The organism is Sphingobium sp. L-44 (assembly GCF_056859495.1).
Window position 1 is genome coordinate 67,832 of record NZ_JBSXOQ010000121.1, and the last position, 21,259, is coordinate 89,090.

Annotated in this window: 11 protein-coding genes; 8 read left to right on the forward strand and 3 right to left on the reverse strand. The window is 64.9% G+C overall.

What is annotated here, in order from left to right; translation table 11 throughout:
- Positions 1–365: 365 nt before the first annotated feature.
- The 3 genes from AC13EK_RS22740 to AC13EK_RS22750 form a co-directional block, all read right to left on the reverse strand.
- Entirely contained in the window at positions 366–1,244 is an 879-nt protein-coding gene (locus AC13EK_RS22740) for a hypothetical protein (protein ID WP_069337566.1), read from the reverse strand.
- Positions 1,245–1,517: 273 nt separating this feature from the next.
- Positions 1,518–2,591, reverse strand: a complete 1,074-nt coding sequence (locus AC13EK_RS22745; protein ID WP_069337565.1) for a LacI family DNA-binding transcriptional regulator — start codon at positions 2,589–2,591, stop codon at positions 1,518–1,520.
- Positions 2,592–2,665: 74 nt separating this feature from the next.
- Positions 2,666–4,825, reverse strand: a complete 2,160-nt coding sequence (locus AC13EK_RS22750) for an alpha-glucuronidase family glycosyl hydrolase (protein WP_069337564.1) — start codon at positions 4,823–4,825, stop codon at positions 2,666–2,668.
- Between the two features lie 201 nt (positions 4,826–5,026).
- Between AC13EK_RS22750 and AC13EK_RS22755 the strand changes: the two genes are divergently transcribed.
- The 8 genes from AC13EK_RS22755 to AC13EK_RS22790 all read left to right on the forward strand — a co-directional run bounded on the left by AC13EK_RS22755 (position 5,027) and on the right by AC13EK_RS22790 (position 21,221).
- The gene (locus AC13EK_RS22755; protein WP_268801841.1) at positions 5,027–7,351 is read left to right on the forward strand and encodes a glycoside hydrolase family 3 N-terminal domain-containing protein; all 2,325 of its coding nucleotides are present in this window, start codon (positions 5,027–5,029) and stop codon (positions 7,349–7,351) included.
- Positions 7,352–7,354: 3 nt separating this feature from the next.
- Positions 7,355–9,733: a glycoside hydrolase family 3 N-terminal domain-containing protein gene (locus AC13EK_RS22760; protein WP_069337562.1), complete on the forward strand. Its 2,379-nt coding sequence runs from the start codon at positions 7,355–7,357 to the stop codon at positions 9,731–9,733.
- A gap of 86 nt (positions 9,734–9,819) precedes the next feature.
- Complete coding sequence (gene manD, locus AC13EK_RS22765) at positions 9,820–11,031, forward strand: D-mannonate dehydratase ManD (RefSeq protein WP_004211435.1); 1,212 nt, start codon at positions 9,820–9,822, stop codon at positions 11,029–11,031.
- Between the two features lie 138 nt (positions 11,032–11,169).
- Positions 11,170–12,444, forward strand: a complete 1,275-nt coding sequence (locus AC13EK_RS22770; protein WP_069337561.1) for an MFS transporter — start codon at positions 11,170–11,172, stop codon at positions 12,442–12,444.
- Positions 12,445–12,448: 4 nt separating this feature from the next.
- Positions 12,449–13,909, forward strand: coding sequence for a mannitol dehydrogenase family protein (locus tag AC13EK_RS22775; protein WP_069337560.1), 1,461 nt, complete (start codon positions 12,449–12,451; stop codon positions 13,907–13,909).
- Between the two features lie 11 nt (positions 13,910–13,920).
- A complete protein-coding gene (gene galB / locus AC13EK_RS22780) occupies positions 13,921–16,602 on the forward strand; it encodes a beta-galactosidase GalB (RefSeq protein ID WP_069337559.1) in 2,682 nt (893 codons plus the stop codon).
- Between the two features lie 133 nt (positions 16,603–16,735).
- Positions 16,736–19,600: a TonB-dependent receptor gene (locus AC13EK_RS22785; RefSeq protein ID WP_069337558.1), complete on the forward strand. Its 2,865-nt coding sequence runs from the start codon at positions 16,736–16,738 to the stop codon at positions 19,598–19,600.
- A gap of 391 nt (positions 19,601–19,991) precedes the next feature.
- A complete protein-coding gene (locus tag AC13EK_RS22790; protein ID WP_170828706.1) occupies positions 19,992–21,221 on the forward strand; it encodes an SGNH/GDSL hydrolase family protein in 1,230 nt (409 codons plus the stop codon).
- The last annotated feature ends 38 nt before the right edge of the window (positions 21,222–21,259 follow it).

Consider the following 21,259-nt stretch of genomic DNA (forward strand, 5'->3'; position numbering starts at 1 on the left):
GGAAGCGATCAGAAGCGGCCCATCCCATCATCGTCACCCTGAACTTGTTTCAGGGTCCATTCCTCCCAATAGACCAATGGCTTGTTAGGCTTGATAGCTGCTGGAACAAGCTCAGCATGACGTAGGTGGGATGGCCGCAACCCACCCTCGATTGCTGTCCACAGAGCCGATCGCTACAAAGCGCTCCCCGCAGCGACCTGTCCGCTTATGGCCGGAAAAGCTGCCCGGCGCGACACGACCATTCTTGGCCACTCCCCAAAATCGTCCGTATCGCTGAAACCGGACACTCATTCAGGTGGCACATTGAAGGCTACATGACCAAATCTGGCCAATAAAGCTTATTGAAGGATAGAAACAGCCGGGCGTTACTTGTCCTGCTTACATGCAAGATCGGCGGCGTAGACCCTCCAGCCGGCAACCACTGCATCGCGTTGACGACTCGAACCGCCGTTCACAATTGATCCGAAGCTCTCGCCGGTGATTTGATTGAGCACCGCATCAAGTCCATCTACGACCTGCTCTGGCCCGTAGTGGCGCATCCCTTCGAACGCGTCTGGGGCGTGGTTCACGAGGGAGATCGCCTGCGTGCGTAGATGGCGACGATCATCCATCTGGGCAATGATGGCAGGCACTGCTACGTTACCCAACGCTTCAAGCTGGTCGAATACATGCTGCTGCTGATCGCCATCGACTTGACCGAGATTGGCGATGAGCGTGCGCACCTTCGCGAAGTGGGGAAGCGTGGTATTGGCCCGCCACGATGCGACGATCTTCGCCTGCCGTGAAGCTTCGGTGCGTGTAGCGGCGACCGTCAGGTCAGTTGCCCGCTTCAATGCGTCCGGCGTATAGCCAGCAAAGTATAGGCTAACAGGACCATCATCTCCTCGGTTAAGAAATAGGATGGTCGGTTCGCCAGCTAAGCCAAGCATCGCAGCATTAGATGGCTTGTATGTGGCATCCTGCGGATAGAAGCGGACAGTCGCACTGCTCATGTCTTCGCCTTTCACGACGCTCTCGACCTTTATAGGGATGTCCAGATACCCCGGTGACGGCTTTGCCGCTTCCTCGGTAAGTTGTTGCTTCGGCACATCCATCTTGCCGATAAGTACAATGCTGGACCCAGCGAGCAGCGTGGCGAGCTTTGGGTCCGATGGGCAGAGCCGCGCTGAGACAGGCGAGGAGTTGGAGGTTGGAGAGACGCCCAATCCAAAAACAATCGCGAGAAGTGTAATCCGCATGATCATGATGATGACGATGCCACTTCCGGCGCAAGCTCGCTATCGACGATTGTTGCCGCATGATTTTTACTGTCCAACGTCCGTTATCTTCAGCCCTCCCTCCAGAAGCCGACAGTCCGCAAACCACCCAAATCTGTCCTACACCCAGCCACCCCTGCTACATCATCCAAGGCTCTTTCCCATCGTCCGCGCGCCGTCCATCCTCGCACGAAGATTTCCAACGCGCGCACGAAAATGTCACAATGTGCGGGAAATATGCGAAGTTAAGCGCGGCCGATCCTATTTTCGGCCCTTGTGCCTGGGGCGCAATCGCGGCGCCGCGTCGGACTGGCGGCGGACCAGTTCATAGTCCAGCAGCATGTGCGGCGGGCCATCCTCGCTCTGGGCGCGGCGGCCCTTGATATGGCGCACCAGCAGGTCGACCGCCGCCCGCGACATGGCGCTGATCGGCTGGCGGATGGTGGTCAGTTCCGGCCAGATGGTGGTGGCGAGCGAGGTATCGTCAAAGCCGCAGACGGTAAGGTCGCCCGGCACGTCCAGCCCGTTGCGATGGGCGATCGCCACCGTCGCGGCGGCCATGTCGTCATTGCTGGCGAAGATGGCGGTCGGCGGATTGTCCCGCGCCAATATATGCTCGGCCGCGTCCAGCCCGGATCGGTAGGTGAAAAAACCCTGTTCCACCAGCGCATCGTCCAGCGCGATGCCGGCTTCGCCCAGCGCGCGGATATAGCCCTGATAGCGTTCCTCGCTCGCGCTCAGGTTCGGATGCCCCTTGATGAAGCCGATGCGGTTATGACCAAGGCCGATCAGGTGCCGGGTCATTTCATAGGCCGCGCCCCGGTCGTCGATGCTGACCGCGGCCAGGCTGGCCGGCGCATGGCCGGTCGCCACGACGACGGCGGGGATGCCCGCCTCGCGCAGCGCATCGATCATCGCTTCATGGTCGCACAGCGGCGGCGGCAGCACGACGCCGTCGATCCGGCCGCGCACCAGATGGTCGACCACCGCCTTGATCGCGGTCTGCTCGTCCCATTTCTCGACGACCAGGTCGATGCCGGCGCGGCTCGACTGGTCCAGGCTCCCGACCAGGAATTCCGACAGATAGGATGCCGACGGGTTGGAATAGAGCAGGCCGATCCGCGTCTCGTCGCCGCCCGCCAGGCTGCGCGCGGCGGCGCTGGGGGAGTAGTTGAGCGCGGCGATCGCCGCCTCCACCTTCTCCTTGGTCGCCGCCCGCACCACCTGCTCGCCATTGATGACCCGCGACACCGTCATCGGCGACACGCCGGCATGTTTCGCCACATCGTTGATGGTGGGCGCGTTGCGTTGGCGGCGGGAACTTCTGGCTTCCATCAGGTTTTCGGGGCCTTCGACATGGGACTAAACCTCTCTGCTAGCGGGATCATTGCGCAAGCTTAAGTAAAATCTCATTTCGGGTGCCCCGGCGCATAGGGAAAGCTCAGCGCCTTGTACCAGTCGAGCGGATGGGCGGGTGCCGCGCTGCCGGCGGGCAGGGGGCGGCCGGACACCGACTGGAAATAGGCGATGCAGGCGTCGCGCCACCATTGCGCTTCGCGATGCTGGATCGCCAGGAAGGTCTCGACCTGCGCGAAGCGCTCGGCATCGACCTGGGGCTTCATCTTGGCCCAGTCCCGCTGCATCGCTGACACCGTTTCGACGCCCCGGTCATAATGATGGATGAGGCCATCCCACAGCGTCTCGCCCGATGCCAAGCGATAGTCCCAGGGCAGGTGATGGAACCACAGCAGTTCGCGCTCCGGCGTGGTCTTCGGATTGTCGAGCAGCTTGGCCAGCGCCGGCGCATATTGGCCGGTGGCATTGCTGCCCGTCCTGCTCCGGTCAAAGCCGATGCCCTGCTTGTCGGCCTTGTGATAATAGACCGGGTTCCATTCGGGCCGTGCCAGTTCCGACACCCAGGGGGCGGGGCCATAATGATGGCCGGTGCCCATGATATGCGCGAGGCCCAGCGGCGTCATATAGTCGACCGCCGCCTCGCGCGATCCCATCATCATCGCGACGATCGGCGTGACCACCTTTGGATCGGGGGAGAAGATCTGCGCCGCCCATTCGCGCGCGACAGCCTCGGCGGTCAGGTCCGTGTCCCACGCCATGCGGCCGAACGCATACCAGTCCGCCTGGTTGAAGATCGACCCGCTCCAGTCGCGGTCGACGCCGATATTGGCAACCCCGGCAATGCCGGTCAGCTTGTGGCCTTCCAGTGAACCGTCGATCACCTTGGCGACGGTCGATCCCTTGCCCCTGGCCAGCGTGTCGCTCTTCAGCGTCTCCTCGAACAGCGTGCCCAGATAGGTAAGGTGGGTCGACTGGCCCAGATATTCCTTGGTGATCTGGAATTCCATCATCAGCGGCGTCTTGGACATCGCGCCGAACAGCGGGTGGAAGGGTTCGCGCGGCTGGAAGTCGATCGCGCCATTCTTCACCTGGACGATGACATTGTCGGCGAACTGGCCGTCGAGCGGCTTGAAGTCGCTATAGGCCTGCTTGGCGCGATCGTCGGGATTGTCATGGGCGTAGACGAAGGCGCGCCACATCACGATGCCGCCATGCGGCTTGACCGCGGCCGCCAGCATGTTGGCGCCGTCGGCATGGGTGCGCTTGTAATCCTGCGGGCCGGGCTGGCCCTCGCTGTTCGCCTTCACCAGGAGGCCGCCGAAATCGGGGATCGCCTTGTAGATTTCGTCGGCCTTGGCTTTCCACCAGGCGGCAACCGCCGGGTCGAGCGGATCGGCGCTTTTGAGGCCATCCAGTTCCATCGGCGCGGTCCATTTGACCGACAGATAGACCTTGATGCCATAGGGGCGGAAAAGGTCGGCCAGCGCCGCCGCCTTGGCGATATAGGCGGCGGTCAGGCTGTCCGACTTGGCATTCACATTGTTGAGCACCGTGCCGTTGATGCCCAGTGAGGCATTGGCGCGGGCATAGTCGGTATAGCGCGGCCCCTTGTAGTCGGGCAGGCGCCACCAGTCCCAGATCGACTGGCCAGCATAGCCGCGCTCCACCGTGCCATCCAGATTGTCCCAATGGTTGAGCAGGCGCAGGCCGATGCGCGGCGCGCTGCGCATATCGATCCGGTCAAGCGCCGCCCCGGTGCGAGCGAGCCGCAGCCAGGCATAGGCGCCATGCAACACGCCGACATCGGTCGCGCCGGCAATCACCGTCACCGGCTTGCCGGCGACCGTCATGGTGCGAATCGCATAGCCGTCAGGCCCCAGGCCGTCGGTCGGCACCGATGGCTTGTCCTGCTGCGCTGCCGACTGCAGCAGGATCGCACCTTGCTGCACTGTTGCTGTTAGGGGCGGAGTGGCGCCGGTCAACCCGGCAATGCCGCGCTGCAATTCCTGCCTTGCGATCGTCAGGGTGGGGCTGGCCCCACCGACAATGCTGCGCGCGTTGGCCCCGATCCGCTGGGCGCCGGCGGCGTCGGCCGGCGCATTGCGCAGCCACAAATCATAACCGTCTTCCGCCAGCGCGCGGGGCGCGCCGATCAAAAGGGCGCCAATTAGCAAGATACTGGCCATGATCCAGCAAAACAGGCGCGCAAACATTCGGTCCTCTCCCCCTTGGCCCGCAGGCAATTTTTTGGTGCATTGCCAACGGTGGCATTGACAAGCAGCTCTTGGGTTGTGATGGTAACGCTATCAGTTGATCGGCGGCAAGCAAAAAGGAAAGCCGCGACAAAATTGGAGAGGGGCGTCGTGATCCGGTCAGTTCAGTTTTTGTGCGCAGCATCAGCGCTGTCGCTGGTGATGGCGGCGCCGCTCACGCCCGTTACGGCGGCGCCCACAACCGGCCAGTCGGCCCGCCCACTCTACAAGGATGCGTCCGCCCCGATCGAGGCGCGCGTCGATGATCTGCTGGCGCGCATGACGCTGGATGAAAAGATCGCCCAGATCACCACCGTCTGGACCGACAAGGTGAAGCTGCTGGACGCGCAGGGCGAACTGGACCCCGGCAAGCTCAGCCCGACCTTCCCCAACGGCATCGGTCATTTCACCCGGCCTTCCGACGGGCGCGGCAGTTTCAGCCCGCGCGTCGTGCCCGGCCGCGATCCGCGCCGCACCGTGGCGCTGGTCAACGGCCTGCAGAAATGGGCGATGACGCAGACCCGGCTCGGCATCCCGATCCTGTTCCATGAGGAAGGGCTGCACGGCTATGCCGCCGTTGGCGCCACCAGCTTCCCCCAGTCGATCGCCATGGCGTCGAGCTGGGATCCGGCCATGCTGCGCCAGGTCAATCAGGTGATCGCCCGCGAAATCCGCGCGCGCGGCGTGCCGATGGTGCTCTCGCCCGTGGTCGACATTGCCCGCGACCCGCGCTGGGGCCGGATCGAGGAAACCTATGGCGAGGATCCCTATCTGGTCGGCGAAATGGGCGTTGCTGCGGTGGAGGGGCTTCAGGGCGTTGGCCGTTCGCGCACGCTTCAGCCCAATCATGTCTTCGCCACGCTCAAGCATCTGACCGGCCATGGCCAGCCCGAAAGCGGCACCAATATCGGCCCGGCGCCGGTGTCGGAACGCGAACTGCGCGAGAATTTCTTTCCGCCCTTCGAGCAGGTGGTGAAACGCACCGGCATCGAGGCGGTGATGGCCAGCTATAACGAGATTGACGGCGTGCCCAGCCATGCCAATCGCTGGCTGCTGGAAAATATCCTGCGGGAAGAATGGGGCTTTCGCGGCGCCGTCGTCTCCGATTATTCGGCCGTCGATCAGCTGATGAGCATCCACCATATCGCCGCCAATCTGGAAGAGGCGGCGATGCGTGCGCTCGATGCCGGTGTCGACGCGGACCTGCCCGAAGGCCTGTCCTACGCCACGCTCGGCAAGCTGGTGCGCGAGGGCAAGGTCAGCGAGGCGAAGGTCGACCTCGCCGTGCGCCGCATGCTGGAACTGAAGTTCCGCGCCGGCCTGTTCGAAAATCCCTATGCCGACGCCAATGCGGCGGCCGCGATCACCAATAATGAAGAGGCCCGCGCGCTCGCCCGCACCGCCGCGCAGCGCTCCATCACCCTGCTCAAGAATGACGGCATGTTGCCGCTGAAGCCCGAGGGCACGATCGCGGTGATCGGCCCCAGTGCGGCGGTCGCGCGGCTGGGCGGCTATTATGGCCAGCCGCCGCACAGCGTCTCGATCCTCGAAGGGATCAAGGCGCGGGTCGGCGCCAAGGCCAACATCGTCTTCGCCCAGGGCGTGAAGATCACCGAGGATGACGACTGGTGGGCCGACAGCGTCACCAAGTCCGACCCGGCCGAAAACCGCAAGCTGATCGCGCAGGCGGTCGAGGCGGCGCGCAATGTCGACCGCATCATCCTGACGCTCGGCGACACCGAACAGTCGAGCCGCGAGGGCTGGGCCGACAATCATCTGGGCGACCGCCCCAGCCTCGACCTGGTCGGCGAGCAGCAGGAGCTGTTCGATGCATTGAAGGCGTTGGGCAAGCCGATCACCGTCGTCCTCATCAACGGCCGTCCCGCTTCCACGGTGAAGGTCAGCGAACAGGCCAACGCCATCCTGGAAGGCTGGTATCTGGGCGAGCAGGGCGGCAATGCCGTGGCCGACATCCTGTTCGGCGACGTCAATCCGGGCGGCAAGCTGCCTGTCACCGTCCCGCGCTCGGCCGGCCAGTTGCCGCTCTTCTACAATATGAAGCCCTCGGCCCGGCGCGGCTATCTGTTCGACACCACCGACCCGCTCTATCCCTTCGGCTTCGGTCTCAGCTACACCAGCTTCAGCCTGTCGGCGCCGCGCCTATCCGCCGCCAAGATCGGCACCGGCGGCAAGACCAGCGTCTCGGTGGATGTCCGCAACACCGGCGCGCGGGAAGGGGACGAGGTCGTCCAGCTCTATATTCGCGACAAGGTCAGCTCGGTCACCCGCTCGGTCAAGGAGCTGAAGGGCTTCCAGCGCGTGACGCTGAAACCCGGCGAGAGCCGCACCATCACCTTCAGCGTCGGTCCCGAGGCGCTGCAGATGTGGAACGACCAGATGCACCGCGTCGTCGAACCCGGCGATTTCGAGATCATGACCGGCAACAGCTCGGTCGCGCTCCAGTCCACCACCCTGACGGTGCAATAAGCCATGATGACGACCCGCTTCGCCCGCCGCCAGGCGCTCGGCCTGCTCGCCTCCACCTCTGCGCTCGCCGCCGCCCCGCTGGCGGCGAAGGGGAAGGGCGGCCCGCTCTACAAGGATGCTTCCGCCCCCATCGACCTGCGCGTGCGCGACCTGCTCGGCCGCATGACCCTGGAGGAAAAGGTTGGCCAGATCATCGCGCTCTGGGCGACCAAGGCCGACATCATGGATGATCTCACCTTCTCGCCGGCAAAGGCGAGCAAGGCCTATCCGGCAAGCTTCGGCCAGATCACCCGCCCGTCCGACCGGCGCGGCGCGCCCAATGGATCGACCCAGGCCGGCGGCGTCGGCGCGCGCTGGCGCACCCCGGCCGACACCGTCGCCTTCATCCATGCCGTCCAGAAATGGGCGGTGGAGGACACTCGCCTCGGCATCCCGATCCTCTTCCACGAGGAATCGCTCCACGGTTACATGGCGACCGACGCCACCATGTTCCCGATGGCGATCGGCCTTGCCGGCAGCTTCGATCGCCAGCTGATGACCGATGTCCAGTCGGTTATCGCTCGGGAGGTCCGCGCGCGCGGCGTCCATCTCGCCCTCTCGCCGGTGGTCGACATCGCCCGCGACCCGCGCTGGGGCCGGATCGAGGAGACTTTTGGCGAAGACCCCTATCTCTGCGGCGAGATGGGCGTGGCCGCCGTGCTGGGCCTGCAGGGGGAGGGCAAGCAGATCGGCCCGGACAAGGTCATGGCCACGCTCAAGCATATGACCGGCCATGGCCAGCCGCAGGCGGGCGAGAATATCGCACCCGCGCCGATCAGCGAGCGCGAACTGCGCGAGAATTTCTTCCCGCCCTTCCGTCAGGTGGTCAAGCGCACCGGCATCGCCGCCGTCATGCCCAGCTATAACGAGATTGACGGCGTCCCCAGCCACCAGAACAAGTGGCTGCTCGGCGATATCCTGCGCGGCGAATGGCATTTCGATGGCGCCGTGGTCAGCGATTATGGCGCCGTCCCCGAACTCGACACCATCCACCATGTCCAGCCCGACCTGGAGGCGACGGCCCGTGCCGCGCTCCGCGCCGGGGTCGATTGCGAGCTGCCCGATGGCCTGGCCTATCGCACGCTCGTCGAACAGGTCCGCGCCGGAAAAGTGCCCCTTGAGGCCGTCAACCTCGCAGCCAAGCGCATGTTGACGCTCAAGTTCCGCGCGGGCCTGTTCGAAAATCCCTGGCCACGCGCCGATTATGATGCGCTCACCGGCAATGCGGAGGCGCGCGCGCTGGCGCTCAAGGCGGCGCACAAGTCGATCGTCTTGCTCAAGAATGACGGCATCCTGCCACTGAAGCCCGGCGCCCATCGCAAGGTGGCCGTGATCGGCCCCAATGCCGCGATCGCGCGGCTGGGCGGCTATTCCTCGATCCCGCGCCAGGCGATCTCGTTGCTCGACGGGGTGAAGGCGAAGCTCGGCAACCGGGCGGACATCGTCCATGCTCAGGGCGTCTTCATCACCCAGAGCGAGGATCGCTCGGTGGATGAGGTCTTCCTCGCCGATCCGGCGAAGAACCGCCAGCTGATCGCCGAAGCGGTCGAGGTCGCGAAGGCCGCCGACATCATCCTGCTCGCCATCGGCGACACCGAACAGACCAGCCGCGAAGGCTTCGCCAAAAACCATCTGGGCGACCGCACCAGCCTCGATCTGGTCGGCGAACAGAATGACCTGTTCGCCGCGATGAAGGCGACCGGAAAGCCGGTGGTGGTGTGCGCGATCAACGGTCGCCCGCCCAGCTATCCGGCCGTGGTCGATGGCGCCAATGCGCTGATCGAATGCTGGTATCCGGGGCAGGAGGGCGGCACGGCCATGGCCGACATATTGTTCGGCGACGTCAATCCGGGTGCCAAGCTGCCGGTCACGGTGGCACGCGACGCCGGTCAGATCCCGATCTTCTACAACCGCAAGCCATCCTCTCGGCGCGGCTATCTCTTCGCCGATGCCAGCCCGCTTTTCCCGTTCGGCTTCGGCCTCAGCTACACCAAATTCGTCTTTGGTCCGCCGCGCCTGTCGGCCAGCCGCATTGGCGTGGGCGGCGACGTGACGGTGGAGGTCGATGTCCGCAATGTCGGCAATGTCGCGGGCGAGGAAGTGGTGCAGCTCTATGTCCATGACCAGACCGCCTCGGTCACGCGTCCGCTCAAGGAGTTGAAGGGCTTCGAACGGATCGCGCTGGCGCCGGGCGAAAGCCGCACCGTGCGCCTGACCATCGGTCCCGAAGCCTTCGCGCTGTGGAATCTCGACATGCGCGAAGTGGTCGAACCCGGCCTGTTCGACATCATGGTCGGGCCGGACAGCGCTACTCTTCAGACGGTTACATTGGAAATCGCCTGACGGTATTGGCCTGACCAATATCGTTGAAGGAATTTTGATTATCGCCTATGGCCATGATTGGTCATACCAGTTTTAGGGGAGCTTCCATGCCCAAGATTACCGGCGCCAAGGTCATTGTCACCTGCCCTGGCCGCAATTTCGTCACCCTCAAGATCGAGACCGAAGAGGGCGTCTATGGTCTGGGCGATGCGACCCTCAACGGCCGCGAACTCTCCGTCGCCTCCTATCTGCAGGACCATGTCATTCCCTGCCTGATCGGCCGGGACGCGCACCAGATCGAGGATATCTGGCAATATCTCTACAAGGGCGCCTATTGGCGCCGCGGCCCGGTGACGATGTCGGCCATCGCCGCCGTCGATACCGCGCTCTGGGACATCAAGGGCAAGATTGCCGGCCTGCCGGTCTATCAACTGCTCGGTGGCGCCAGCCGCGAAAGCGTCATGGTCTATGGCCATGCCAATGGCACGACGATCGAGGATACGGTCAAGGTCGCGCTGGAATATCAGGCGCAGGGGTACAAGGCGATCCGCATCCAGTGCGGCGTCCCCGGCATGGCATCGACCTATGGCGTGTCGAAGGACAAATATTTCTACGAACCCGCCGACGCCGACCTGCCGACCGAAAATGTCTGGAATACCAGCAAATATCTCCGCATCGTCCCCGAACTGTTCAAGGCGGCCCGCGAAGCGCTGGGCTGGGACGTGCATCTGCTGCACGACATCCATCATCGCCTGACCCCGATCGAGGCCGGGCGTCTGGGCAAGGATCTGGAACAATATCGCCCCTTCTGGCTGGAAGATGCGACCCCGGCGGAAAATCAGGATGCGTTCAAGCTGATCCGCCAGCACACCACCACGCCGCTGGCCGTGGGCGAGATCTTCAACTCGATCCATGATTGCCGCGAACTGATCCAGAACCAGCTGATCGACTATATCCGCGCCACCGTGGTCCATGCCGGCGGCATCAGCCATCTGCGCAAGATCGCGAACCTCGCCGATCTCTATCAGGTCCGCACCGGCTGCCATGGCGCGACCGACCTGTCGCCGGTCTGCATGGCCGCCGCGCTCCACTTCGATCTGAGCGTCCCGAACTTCGGCGTGCAGGAATATATGCGCCACACGCCCGAGACCGATGCCGTCTTCCCCCATGCCTATACGTTCGAAAACGGCGCCATGCATCCGGGCGACAAGCCGGGCCTGGGCGTCGACATCGACGAGGAACTGGCCGCCAAATATGAATATAATCGCGCCTTCCTGCCGGTGAACCGGCTCGAAGACGGCACCATGTTCAACTGGTGATCGCTTGACCTGCTTTGGCCACTCCACTCCGTCATCCCCGCGAAAGCGGGGATCCGTCTCCTGTCATAGCCCCAATCGCGAGGTCCGGAGGTGGATTCCCGCTTTCGCGGGAATGACGAACCATTGTCGGAGTGGCCAATGACCACGATTCCCAAACCGTCCGGAAAGGTCCGCTGGATCGTCTGCGGCCTGCTCTTTGCGGCGGTGGTGCTGAGCTATATCGACCGGCTCGTCCTGCCGACGCTCAAGCCTGATCTTCAGGCCCGCTATGGCTGGAGCGAGAGCGGCTATGCCGATCTCGCCATCTGGTTCCAGGCCGGATACGGCATCGCCTATGTCGCCTTCGGCCGGCTGATCGACCGGATCGGCGCGCGGGCCGGCTATGCGCTGGCGGTCGGCCTGTGGACGGTCGGCCATGTCATGCACATCTTCTTCACCTCGACCGCCGGCATGCTGTTCGCCCGCATCCCGCTGGCAATTGGTGAGGCGGGGACATTCCCGGCGGCGATCGCCGCCACCAATGAATGGTTTCCCAAGAAGGAACGCGCCTTCGCCATCGGCATCTTCAATGCAGGCTCCAATGTCGGCGCGATCCTGACGCCGCTGATCGTCCCGGTCATCGCCGTGACGCTGGGCTGGCGCTGGGCCTTCATCCTCACCGGCCTGCTGACGGTCTTCTGGCTCGCCGCCTGGCTGGGCTTCTACCGTCGCCCGCGCGAGAAGAAGGGGCTGAGCGCCGAGGAACTGGCCTGGATCGAGGCGGACCCGCAGGAACCGGCCCGTCCGGTCAAGTGGCGCACCCTGTTCCGCTATCGCCAGACCTGGGCCTATATGACCTCGCGCTTCCTGATCGATCCGGTCTGGTGGACCTTCCTCTTCTGGCTGCCCGATTTCTTCAACAAGCAATATGGCGTGAAGATGCTGGACTTCGGCCCGCCGCTGATCGCCGTCTATCTGCTGGCCGATGTCGGTTCGGTCGCGGGCGGCTGGCTGTCGTCGCGGCTGATGGGCCGGGGCATGGCCATCAATCCCGCCCGCAAGACGGCGATGTTCTGCGCCGGGCTTTGCGCCCTGCCGATCGCCTTCGCCGCACAGGCGCCCAGCATGTGGATCGCGGTTGGCCTGATCGGCCTCGCCTGCGCCGGGCATCAGGGCTTCTCGGCCAATGTCTATGCCTTGCCGGGCGATCTCTTCCCGCGCTGGATGGCGGGGTCGGTGGTCGGCCTTGGCGGGCTGGCCGGCGCGATCGGCGGCATGCTGATGGCCAAGTTCGCCGGCATCATCCTGGAAACCGTCGGCAGCTTCCAGCCGATCTTCATCGTCGCATCCTGTGCCTATCTGCTGGCGCTGCTGGTGCTGCACCTTATCGTCCCGCGCTATGCGCCCGTGACTCTCTCGCAAGAGGCTGCCTGATCCCGTGACCCGTCTATCGTCCGCCACGCTCGCCGGCCTGCCCGCCGATATCGTCCGTCCCGGCTATGATCGCGCGGCGGTCCGCCCCGGCGTCGTCCATCTCGGCATCGGCGCCTTCAACCGCGCGCATCAGGCGGTGATCTTCGATGATGCGCTGACCGCCGGCGACCTGCGCTGGGGCGTGATCGCCGCGTCGCTGCGCTCACCCGGCGTGCGCGACCAGATGATGCCGCAGGACTGCCTCTACACCATGCTGGTGCGCGACGGATCGGCCGAGCAGGCGCGCATCATCGGCGTGGTCAGCCAGGTATTGGTCGCGCCGGAAGACCCGGCCGCATTGGTCGCCGCGCTCGCCGCGCCCGACACCCATATCGTCACCCTCACCGTGACCGAAAAGGGCTATAAGCTCGACCCCGCGACCGGCGCCCTGATTGAGGGCGATCCCCAGCTCGCCGCCGACCTTGCCTCGCTCGCCGCGCCACAGACCGCGCCCGGCTTCCTCGTCGCCGCGCTCGCCGCGCGACGGGCCGCGGGCCTGCCGCCCTTTACCGCGATCAGCTGCGACAATCTGCCGCACAATGGCACCCGGCTGCGCAACGCCGTGCTGGCGCTCGCTGCCCGGCACGATCCGGCGCTGGCCGACTGGATCGCGGCAGAAGGGGCCTTCCCCGAAACCATGGTCGACCGCATCGTCCCCGCCACCACTGACGCCGACATCGCCGCGCTCGCCGGCCGGCTCGGCGTCGAGGATCAGGCCATGGTCAAGACCGAACCCTTCCTGCAATGGGTGATCGAGGATAAATTCTGCGGTCCGCGCCCGGATTTCGGCGCCGGGGTTCAGGTGACCGCCGCCGTCGCCCCCTGGGAGGAGGCGAAGCTGCGCCTGCTCAACGGCGCGCATAGCGGCATCGCCTATCTCGGCGGCCTCGCCGGCATCGACCATGTCCATGAAGTGCTCGCGCTGCCCGAAGCCCGGCATTTCGTCGAAAGTCTGTGGGACGAGGCGCAGACCACGCTGTCGCCGCCGCCCGAACTGGACGTCGCCGCCTATCGCCGCGAGCTGATGGCGCGTTTCGACAATCCGACCCTGCAGCATCGCACCCGCCAGATCGCGATGGACGGCTCGCAAAAGCTGCCCCAGCGCCTGCTCGCCACCATCGCCGCGCGGCTGTCGGCAGGGCAGGGGATCGATGCCCTGTCGCTCGCCGTCGCCGCCTGGGTCCGCTGGCAGGCCGGCATCGATGATCGGGGCGAAGCGCATGTCGTCGACGATCCGCTCGCCGCTGCCATCGCGGCCCGCCTTGCCGACGCCCCTTCCACCGAGGCTCGGGTCGACGCGATCCTCGCCTTCGACGCCGTGGTGCCCGCCGACCTTGCCGGCAACGCCGCCTTCCGCGCCGCGCTGATCCGCTGGCTCGCCATCCTCGAAGCCGACGGCGCCCGCGCCGCGCTCGCCCAGCTCTGACGGAGCCCCTGATGAAGACCCTGCGCACCATCCTGCTCGCCTCCTGCCTGCTCAGCCCCGCCGCCCTGCTGGCAGCGCCGCGCGACAGCGTCTCGATCAGTCGCGACTGGCGCTTCACCAAGGGCGATCCTGCCGGCCTGACCGAGGATCTGCGCTATGATGTACGCCCGCCCATTGAGGATGCCTGCGACGGCAAGGTGGCCGACGCCCGTCCCGACGCGGCGGTGCAGGTGGACGACAGCGGCGCCCGCGTGCTCAAGCCCTGGATATTGCCCAGCGCCAATCCCTTCATCGCCGATACCGCCAAGCATCATACCCGTCCCGCCGGCAATCCGGGCGGCACCGTCTCCTATGTCCAGCCAGGCTTCGACGACAGCGGCTGGACCCATGTCGACCTGCCGCACGACTGGGCCATCGCCGGCCCCTTCATCAAGGACGGCCCCTATGGCGGCATGGGCCGCCTGCCCAGCTGGGGCATTGGCTGGTATCGCAAGGCGCTGACCATCCCCGCCAGCGACAAGGGCAAGTCGATCTTCCTCGATGTCGAAGGGGCGATGTCCTACGCCACCGTCTGGCTCAATGGAAAGCTCGTCGGCGGCTGGCCCTATGGCTATAACAGCTTCCGCCTCGACCTTACCCCCTATGCGGTGCCGGGCGGCCAGAACCAGCTCGTGATCCGCCTCGACAATCCGCAGGCTTCGGCGCGCTGGTATCCGGGCGGCGGCCTCTATCGCGACATCTATCTCACCACCACCAACAAGGTCCATGTCGGCCAGTGGGGCAGTATCGTCCGCACGCCGCAGGTCAGCAAGGCGCAGGCCAGCGTGGACCTGAGCCTCACCCTCGACAATGACGGCGACACCCCGGCGCAGGTCGAGGTCGCGACCGCTCTCTATGCGATCGACGCCAGCGGCAAGCGCATCGGCCGCCCGGTCGCCAGCATCGCCCGCCAGTCCACCAGCATCGCCCCCCATGGCAAGGCGGAGCTGAAGGGCAGCACGATCCTCAGCAACCCGCGCCTCTGGGGTCCGCCGCCGACGCAGCAACCCAACCGCTATGTCGCCGTCTCCACCGTGACCCAGGGCGGCAAGCTGATCGACAGCTACGAAACCCGCTTCGGCGTGCGCGACATCAAGTTCGATCCCGACAAGGGCGTGATCGTCAATGGTGAGCAGATCCCCCTGCGCGGCGTCAATAATCATCATGATCTCGGTGCGCTGGGCGCCGCCTTCAACGCCCGCGCGGCCGAGCGCCAGCTCGAAATATTGCGCGACATGGGCACCAACGCCGTGCGCATGAGCCATAATCCGCCCGCGCCCGAACTGCTCGAACTCACCGACCGCATGGGCTTCCTGGTGATGGACGAGGTATTCGACAGCTGGGAGAAGAAGAAGACCCCGCACGACTTCCACTTGATCTTCCCGGATTGGCATGAGGCCGACGCGCGCGCCATGCTGCGCCGCGACCGCAACCATCCCTCGATCATCATCTGGAGCATCGGCAACGAGGTCGGCGAACAATATGATGGCGAGGCGGGGGCGAAGATCGGCCGCGAACTGGTCGCCATCGCCCATCAGGAAGACCCGACCCGTCCCGCCACCAGCGCGATGAACTATGCCAAGGCGGACATGCTGCTGCCGACCACCGTGGACGTCATCAGCCTCAATTATCAAGGCGCGGGCATTCGCGGCATCGTCGGCCAATATCCCGCCTTCCGCGCGAAATTCCCGGACAAGGTCATCCTGTCCACCGAAAGCGCCTCGGCCCTTTCCAGTCGCGGCGAATATATGTTCCCGGTCGCCGGCGCGATCAGCGGCCCGGTCCGTCCCTGGTCCGGCGGCAATCCCGACACGCATCAGGTGTCGGCCTATGAGATGCATGCCGCCGATTTCGGCTCCTCGCCCGACCGGGTCTGGGCCGCCGATGACCAGAACCCCTATGTCGCGGGCGAGTTCGTCTGGACCGGCTTCGATTATCTCGGCGAACCGACCCCCTATTACACGTCGCGCAGCAGCTATTCCGGCATCCTCGATCTCGCCGGCTTCCCCAAGGACCGCTTCTGGCTCTACCAGGCGCGCTGGCGGCCCGACCTCAAATTCGCGCATATCCTGCCGCACTGGACCTGGCCCGACCGCGTCGGCCAGATCACGCCGGTTCATGTCTTCTCCTCGGCCGACGAGGCGGAACTGTTCGTCAACGGCAAGTCGCAGGGCAAGGTCAAGAAGCGCGATTATGAATATCGCTTCCGCTGGGACTATGTCGTCTATGAACCGGGCGAGGTGAAGGTCGTCACCTGGAAGAAGGGCCAGCCCTGGGCGACGGAGACGATCCGCACCGTGGGCGAGGCGGCGAAGCTGTCGCTGATCGCCGATCGCAGCGCCATTGCGGACGACGGCCGGGACCTCAGTTTCGTGACGCTCAAGGTTCTCGACAAGGACGGCAATGTCGTCCCTGCAGCCAAGCAGGACATCCGCTTCTCGATCGAGGGACCGGGCGAGATCATTGCCACCGATAATGGCGACCCGACCGATCTGACCGCCTTTCCGTCGCATGATCGCAAGGCTTTCAATGGCCTGGCGCTGGTGATCGTGAAGGCCAAGCCGGGCGAGAAGGGGCGGGTAACCGTCCGCGCCAGCGCACCGGGCCTGACCGCGGCGCAGGCCGTCATCAGCACAAATGCCACAGTCCGCTGAAAATTAATAACGTTACCATTTTCACCCGTCCCATATCTTGACAATTGGGACGGGCACTTTATTGGTCTGTAGCTGATAGCGCTACCAGATACGCCCACCGGATAGTCGGGGGCAGCGCTCGGGGAGAGGTTGTATGAACATTTCACGCCACAATAATATCCGTGCGGCCCTGTTCGCCGCATCCGCCTTCGGCGCGCTGGGCCTAGCCCAGGCCGCCGCTGCGCAGGATACCGCTGCACCGGCCGAAACCGCCGCTGCGCCGCAGGACAGCGAAACCGCCGACATCGTCGTCACCGGTATCCGCGCCTCGCTGGAAAGCGCCACCAACGCCAAGAAGAATGCGGTTGCGTTTGGCGACTCGATCTTCGCGGAAGATATCGGCAAGCTGCCCGCCACCAACCTCGCTGAAACGCTGAACCGCATGCCCGGCGTGCGCCTCAACCGCGACATCAACGGTGAAGGCACCCAGGTCGCGATCCGCGGCCTTGGCCCCAGCTTCACCCGCGTGCTGCTCAACGGTTCGCAGCTTCAGGTTGCATCGGATGGCGGCACCAACGGCGGCAGCGCCAACCGCGAAGTCGATCTCGACTTCTTCCCGTCGGAACTCTTCACCCGCCTCGACCTCGCCAAGAGCCCGTCGCCCTCGACGCTCGAAGGCGGCATCGCCGGCACCGTCAACCTGCGCAATGCCCGTCCCTTCGACAAGGAAGGCACCCATGTCACCGTCGTGGCGCAGGGCCAATATACCGACAATAACGACAAGTTCAGCCCGCGCGGGGCGATCGTCGCCAGCCACACCACCGACACGTTCGGCATCCTCGTCGGCGTTGCCGGCGTGAAGACCAAGACCCGCGTCGATGGCTTTGAATCGGTCGGCTGGACCGACGGTAATCTCGGCACCGGCGACGCCGGCGGCAATAATTTCTCCTGGGCCTCGGTCGTTCCCAACAATACCGGCCATGGCCTGGTCGCCGGCCAGCCGGTCGATGTCGTCGCCACGTCGGGCCTCACCCGCGACCAGCTCAGCACCGCACTGATCCCGCGTCTTGGCCGCAAGAGCCTGACCGAAGGCGATCGCTCGCGCATCTCGGCGCTGGCCTCGCTCGAATGGCGCCCGTCGGACGAGCTGCATTTCGCCCTGGACGGCATCTGGGCCAAGTCCAAGCGCGACTACAGCAAGGTCAACATGAACTGGCAGGTCCGCAACTCGGGGCCGGGCACCAGCGCCCAGTCGACCGGCGGCATGGTGCCGATCGACCTGACCGTCGATGACAATGGCGTCGTCACCAGCGGCACCTTCGCCAACTCCTCCTATTTCCTCGAAGCCAGCCTGTTCAAGCAGACGACCAAATTCTGGAACGTCAACCCGAGCGTCAGCTGGCAGCCGACCGAGGATCTGAAGGTCGACCTCAGCGCCAACTGGTCGAAGAGCCGCTTCTTCCGCGAACAGCCGACCTGGGCGTTCCAGACCACGCCGCAGTCGGGCGTCGAAACCTATTATGACAATACGGGTGGCGACTATCCGTCGATCACCAGCAATCTCGACCTCAACGATCCGAACAACGGCAGCTGGCAATGGTATCGCCAGAATATCCAGCTGGTCCGTCGCAAGACCGAGACCAAGGGCGCGCATCTCGACGTGACCTATGGCGATGACATGTTCAACGTGAAGGTCGGCGGCGCCTATGACCAGGCAACCCGTTCGATCCGCGCCTATGACAACAGCACCGCCTATCAGCTGTCGGTCTGCGGCACTGGCTGCACCGGCGCCACCGGCACCGTGCCGACCAGCGCCATCGCCCAATATCTGCGCAGTTCCTCGACCGCCGGCTTCATCGTGCCGGACTTCGACGCGCTCAAGCAGGCCACCAACTATGCCAGCTATCGCGACAGCGCGCCCGAAGCACGCGGGGCCGTCACTGGCGGCGCGACCGGCGACATGGATGAAAAGGTCTGGGGTGCCTATTTCGAACTGAACGGCGTCACCACCATTGCCGGCCGCGACCTGCACATCAACACCGGCATGCGCTACGCCCACACCGACCAGCTGGTGGTCGGTCCGAGCCAGGTCGGCACGGCGATCGTCGACATCACCTCGTCCTCGACCTACGAGAATTTCCTGCCGTCGATCAACCTGACCTATGATGTCGCCGACAATGTGAAGCTGCGTGCGTCGGCCTCGCGGACGATGACCCGCCCGGATGCCGGCGCGATCCTGCCGGGCATCACCTTCTCCGATCCTTCGGCGTTGACCGCCACGGCGGGCAACCCGAACCTCAAGCCCTACACCTCGGACAATTATGACCTGGGCGGCGAAATCTACACTGGCGGCATCGGTTATGTCGGCGTGTCGCTGTTCATGAAGAATATCCAGGGCTTCACCGTCACCACCTCCGAACAGGTTGCCTTCGGGTCGCTCAACATTCCGTTCGACAGCCTGATCTCGACGCAGCAGAACGCCCTCAACGACCGATCGCTCCAGACCGGCATCCCGGTCGCTCAGCTGCCGATCACCGTGAACCGCCCGGTCAACCTGCGCGATCTCAAGATCAAGGGTATCGAAGCGACCTGGGTGCAGCCGCTCGACTTCCTGGTGAAGGGCCTCGGCTTCTCGGCCAACGGCACCTATCTCAAGCAGTCCTCCTCGTCGGGGCTGGTCGCGACCGGCGTGTCGCCCTGGAGCTACAACCTGCAGGGCTTCTATGAAAATGGCGGTCTGTCGGTCAGCGTGAACTATGTCTGGAATGACGAGGCGATCGCCGTGAACGGTCCGCAGAACGGCATCAACGGCGCCGACCTCAAGTCCGACGCCCGTGGCCAGCTCGACATGTCGGCCGGCTATCAGCTGCCCTTCTTCAACAAGGCGCTGCGCCTGACGCTCGATGTGCTGAACATCACCGACGAGCCGATCCGCACCACCTTCGAATATTCGAACGCGGCCTATTCGGTCTATTATCCCGGCCGCACCGTGCTGGCCGGTATCCGGGCCAACTTCTGATCCTCCCCCAGGGATACACTGACAGGGCCGGCGGCAACGCCGGCCCTTTTTCTTGGAAGTCGTTGGGACCGCGGCTTGGCATAGGGCAGGGGCCTTCCAATGTTGGAGGATATTTGGTCTACCCTTGGCCATGACCCTGTCTTCGCTGACGCCTTTGCCATGACCTCGTCGTGACCCGATCGTCGCGTCCCTGTCGCCTCATGGGCGCGTCACTGGCGCGTGGCCATGACCCTGGTGTCGCGTCACCGGCGCGTCGCAGGTCGCGGCCGGCCCGGAAAGGCGCGGAAATGCGTCAACGCCTGCCGCACGACACTGTGAACTTCGATACCGTGATCCTCATATGCCCATTTTGGGGACGCGCCGCCCGCCATCCCCGACCGAAAGGAAGCTGATGATCCGCCCCTTGCTCGCCAGCCTGCCGCTGGCCCTGCTGCTGGCCCAGCCCGCCATGGCAAAGACCTGCACGCCGACCTGGGTGTCGGGCTGGGCCTCCTCGCAATTCCGCCCGACCGGCGACGCGGCACTGCCCGCCGGCACGCTCAAGGACCAGTCGCTGCGCCAGATCGTCCGTCCCTCGATCGCCGGCGAACGGCTGCGGGTGCGCATCTCCAACCTTGCCGGCACGGCGCCGCTCCATATCGCCGGCGTCAGCATCGCCCGTGCCCCTGCCAGCACCTCGCCGGCGATCGATCCCGGCACGCTCATTTCGCTGCGCTTCGATGGCAGCCCGGACCTGATCGTGCCCGCCGGTGCCGACTATCTCTCCGACCCGGTATCGCTGCCGGTCGCCGCGCTCGACACGATCGCCATCACCATCCGCTATCAGGGCGAACCGGAACAGACTTCGCATCCCGGCTCGCGCGCCACTTCCTGGCATCTGCCCGGCGATCATCTGACCGACACGGTGATGGCGGGCGCCGCCTCGTTCGATCATTGGTTCAATCTCGCCGCGCTGGAGGTCGAACGCTGCGCGCCCGCACGGCTGGTCGTGGCGCTGGGCGACTCCATCACCGATGGCAAGGGTTCGACCACCAACGGCAATGATCGCTGGACCGACCGGCTCGCCCAGCGGCTGCAGGCCGATCCCAAGCGGCGCGACATCGCCATCGTCAATCAGGGGATCGGCGGCAACCGGCTGCTGAACGACGGGCTTGGCCCCAATGCGCTGGCCCGGCTCGACCGCGATGTGCTGGCCCAGCCCGGCGTCACCCATCTGGTCTTGCTGGAAGGGGTCAATGATCTTGGCACCCTGACCCGCGACGCGCCCGTCAGTGTCGCGGATCACAAGGCCCATGTCGCCCGCATCATCGGCGCCTATCGCCAGATCATCGCCCGCGCCCATGCGCGCGGGATCAAGGTGATCGGCGCCACCATCATGCCCTTCGTCGGCAATGCCTATTATCATGCCGATGCCCAGAATGAGGCGGACCGGCAGGCGGTCAATGCCTGGATCCGCGCGCCGGGCCATTTTGACGGGCTGGTCGATTTCGACCGTGCCGCCCGCGATCCTGCGCGGCCGGACCGGCTGCTGCCCGCTTATGATGGCGGCGATGCGCTCCATCCCAATCCGGCCGGCTATCGCGCCATGGGTGACGCCGTGCCGCTGACCCTGTTTGATTAACACGCCTTAACCGCGTGATGGCCATCACGCGGCTTTTA

Excerpts from the sequence above, each read along its gene's own strand:
- AC13EK_RS22750 (WP_069337564.1), bottom strand. The coding sequence starts at position 4,825 with ATGTTTGCGCGCCTGTTTTGCTGGATCATGGCCAGTATCTTGCTAATT.
- galB (WP_069337559.1), top strand. The coding sequence starts at position 13,921 with ATGAAGACCCTGCGCACCATCCTGCTCGCCTCCTGCCTGCTCAGCCCC.
- AC13EK_RS22755 (WP_268801841.1), top strand. The coding sequence starts at position 5,027 with ATGGCGGCGCCGCTCACGCCCGTTACGGCGGCGCCCACAACCGGCCAG.
- manD (WP_004211435.1), top strand. The coding sequence starts at position 9,820 with ATGCCCAAGATTACCGGCGCCAAGGTCATTGTCACCTGCCCTGGCCGC.
- AC13EK_RS22770 (WP_069337561.1), top strand. The coding sequence starts at position 11,170 with ATGACCACGATTCCCAAACCGTCCGGAAAGGTCCGCTGGATCGTCTGC.
- AC13EK_RS22790 (WP_170828706.1), top strand. The coding sequence starts at position 19,992 with ATGATCCGCCCCTTGCTCGCCAGCCTGCCGCTGGCCCTGCTGCTGGCC.
- AC13EK_RS22760 (WP_069337562.1), top strand. The coding sequence starts at position 7,355 with ATGATGACGACCCGCTTCGCCCGCCGCCAGGCGCTCGGCCTGCTCGCC.
- AC13EK_RS22745 (WP_069337565.1), bottom strand. The coding sequence starts at position 2,591 with ATGGAAGCCAGAAGTTCCCGCCGCCAACGCAACGCGCCCACCATCAAC.
- AC13EK_RS22740 (WP_069337566.1), bottom strand. The coding sequence starts at position 1,244 with ATGATCATGCGGATTACACTTCTCGCGATTGTTTTTGGATTGGGCGTC.
- AC13EK_RS22785 (WP_069337558.1), top strand. The coding sequence starts at position 16,736 with ATGAACATTTCACGCCACAATAATATCCGTGCGGCCCTGTTCGCCGCA.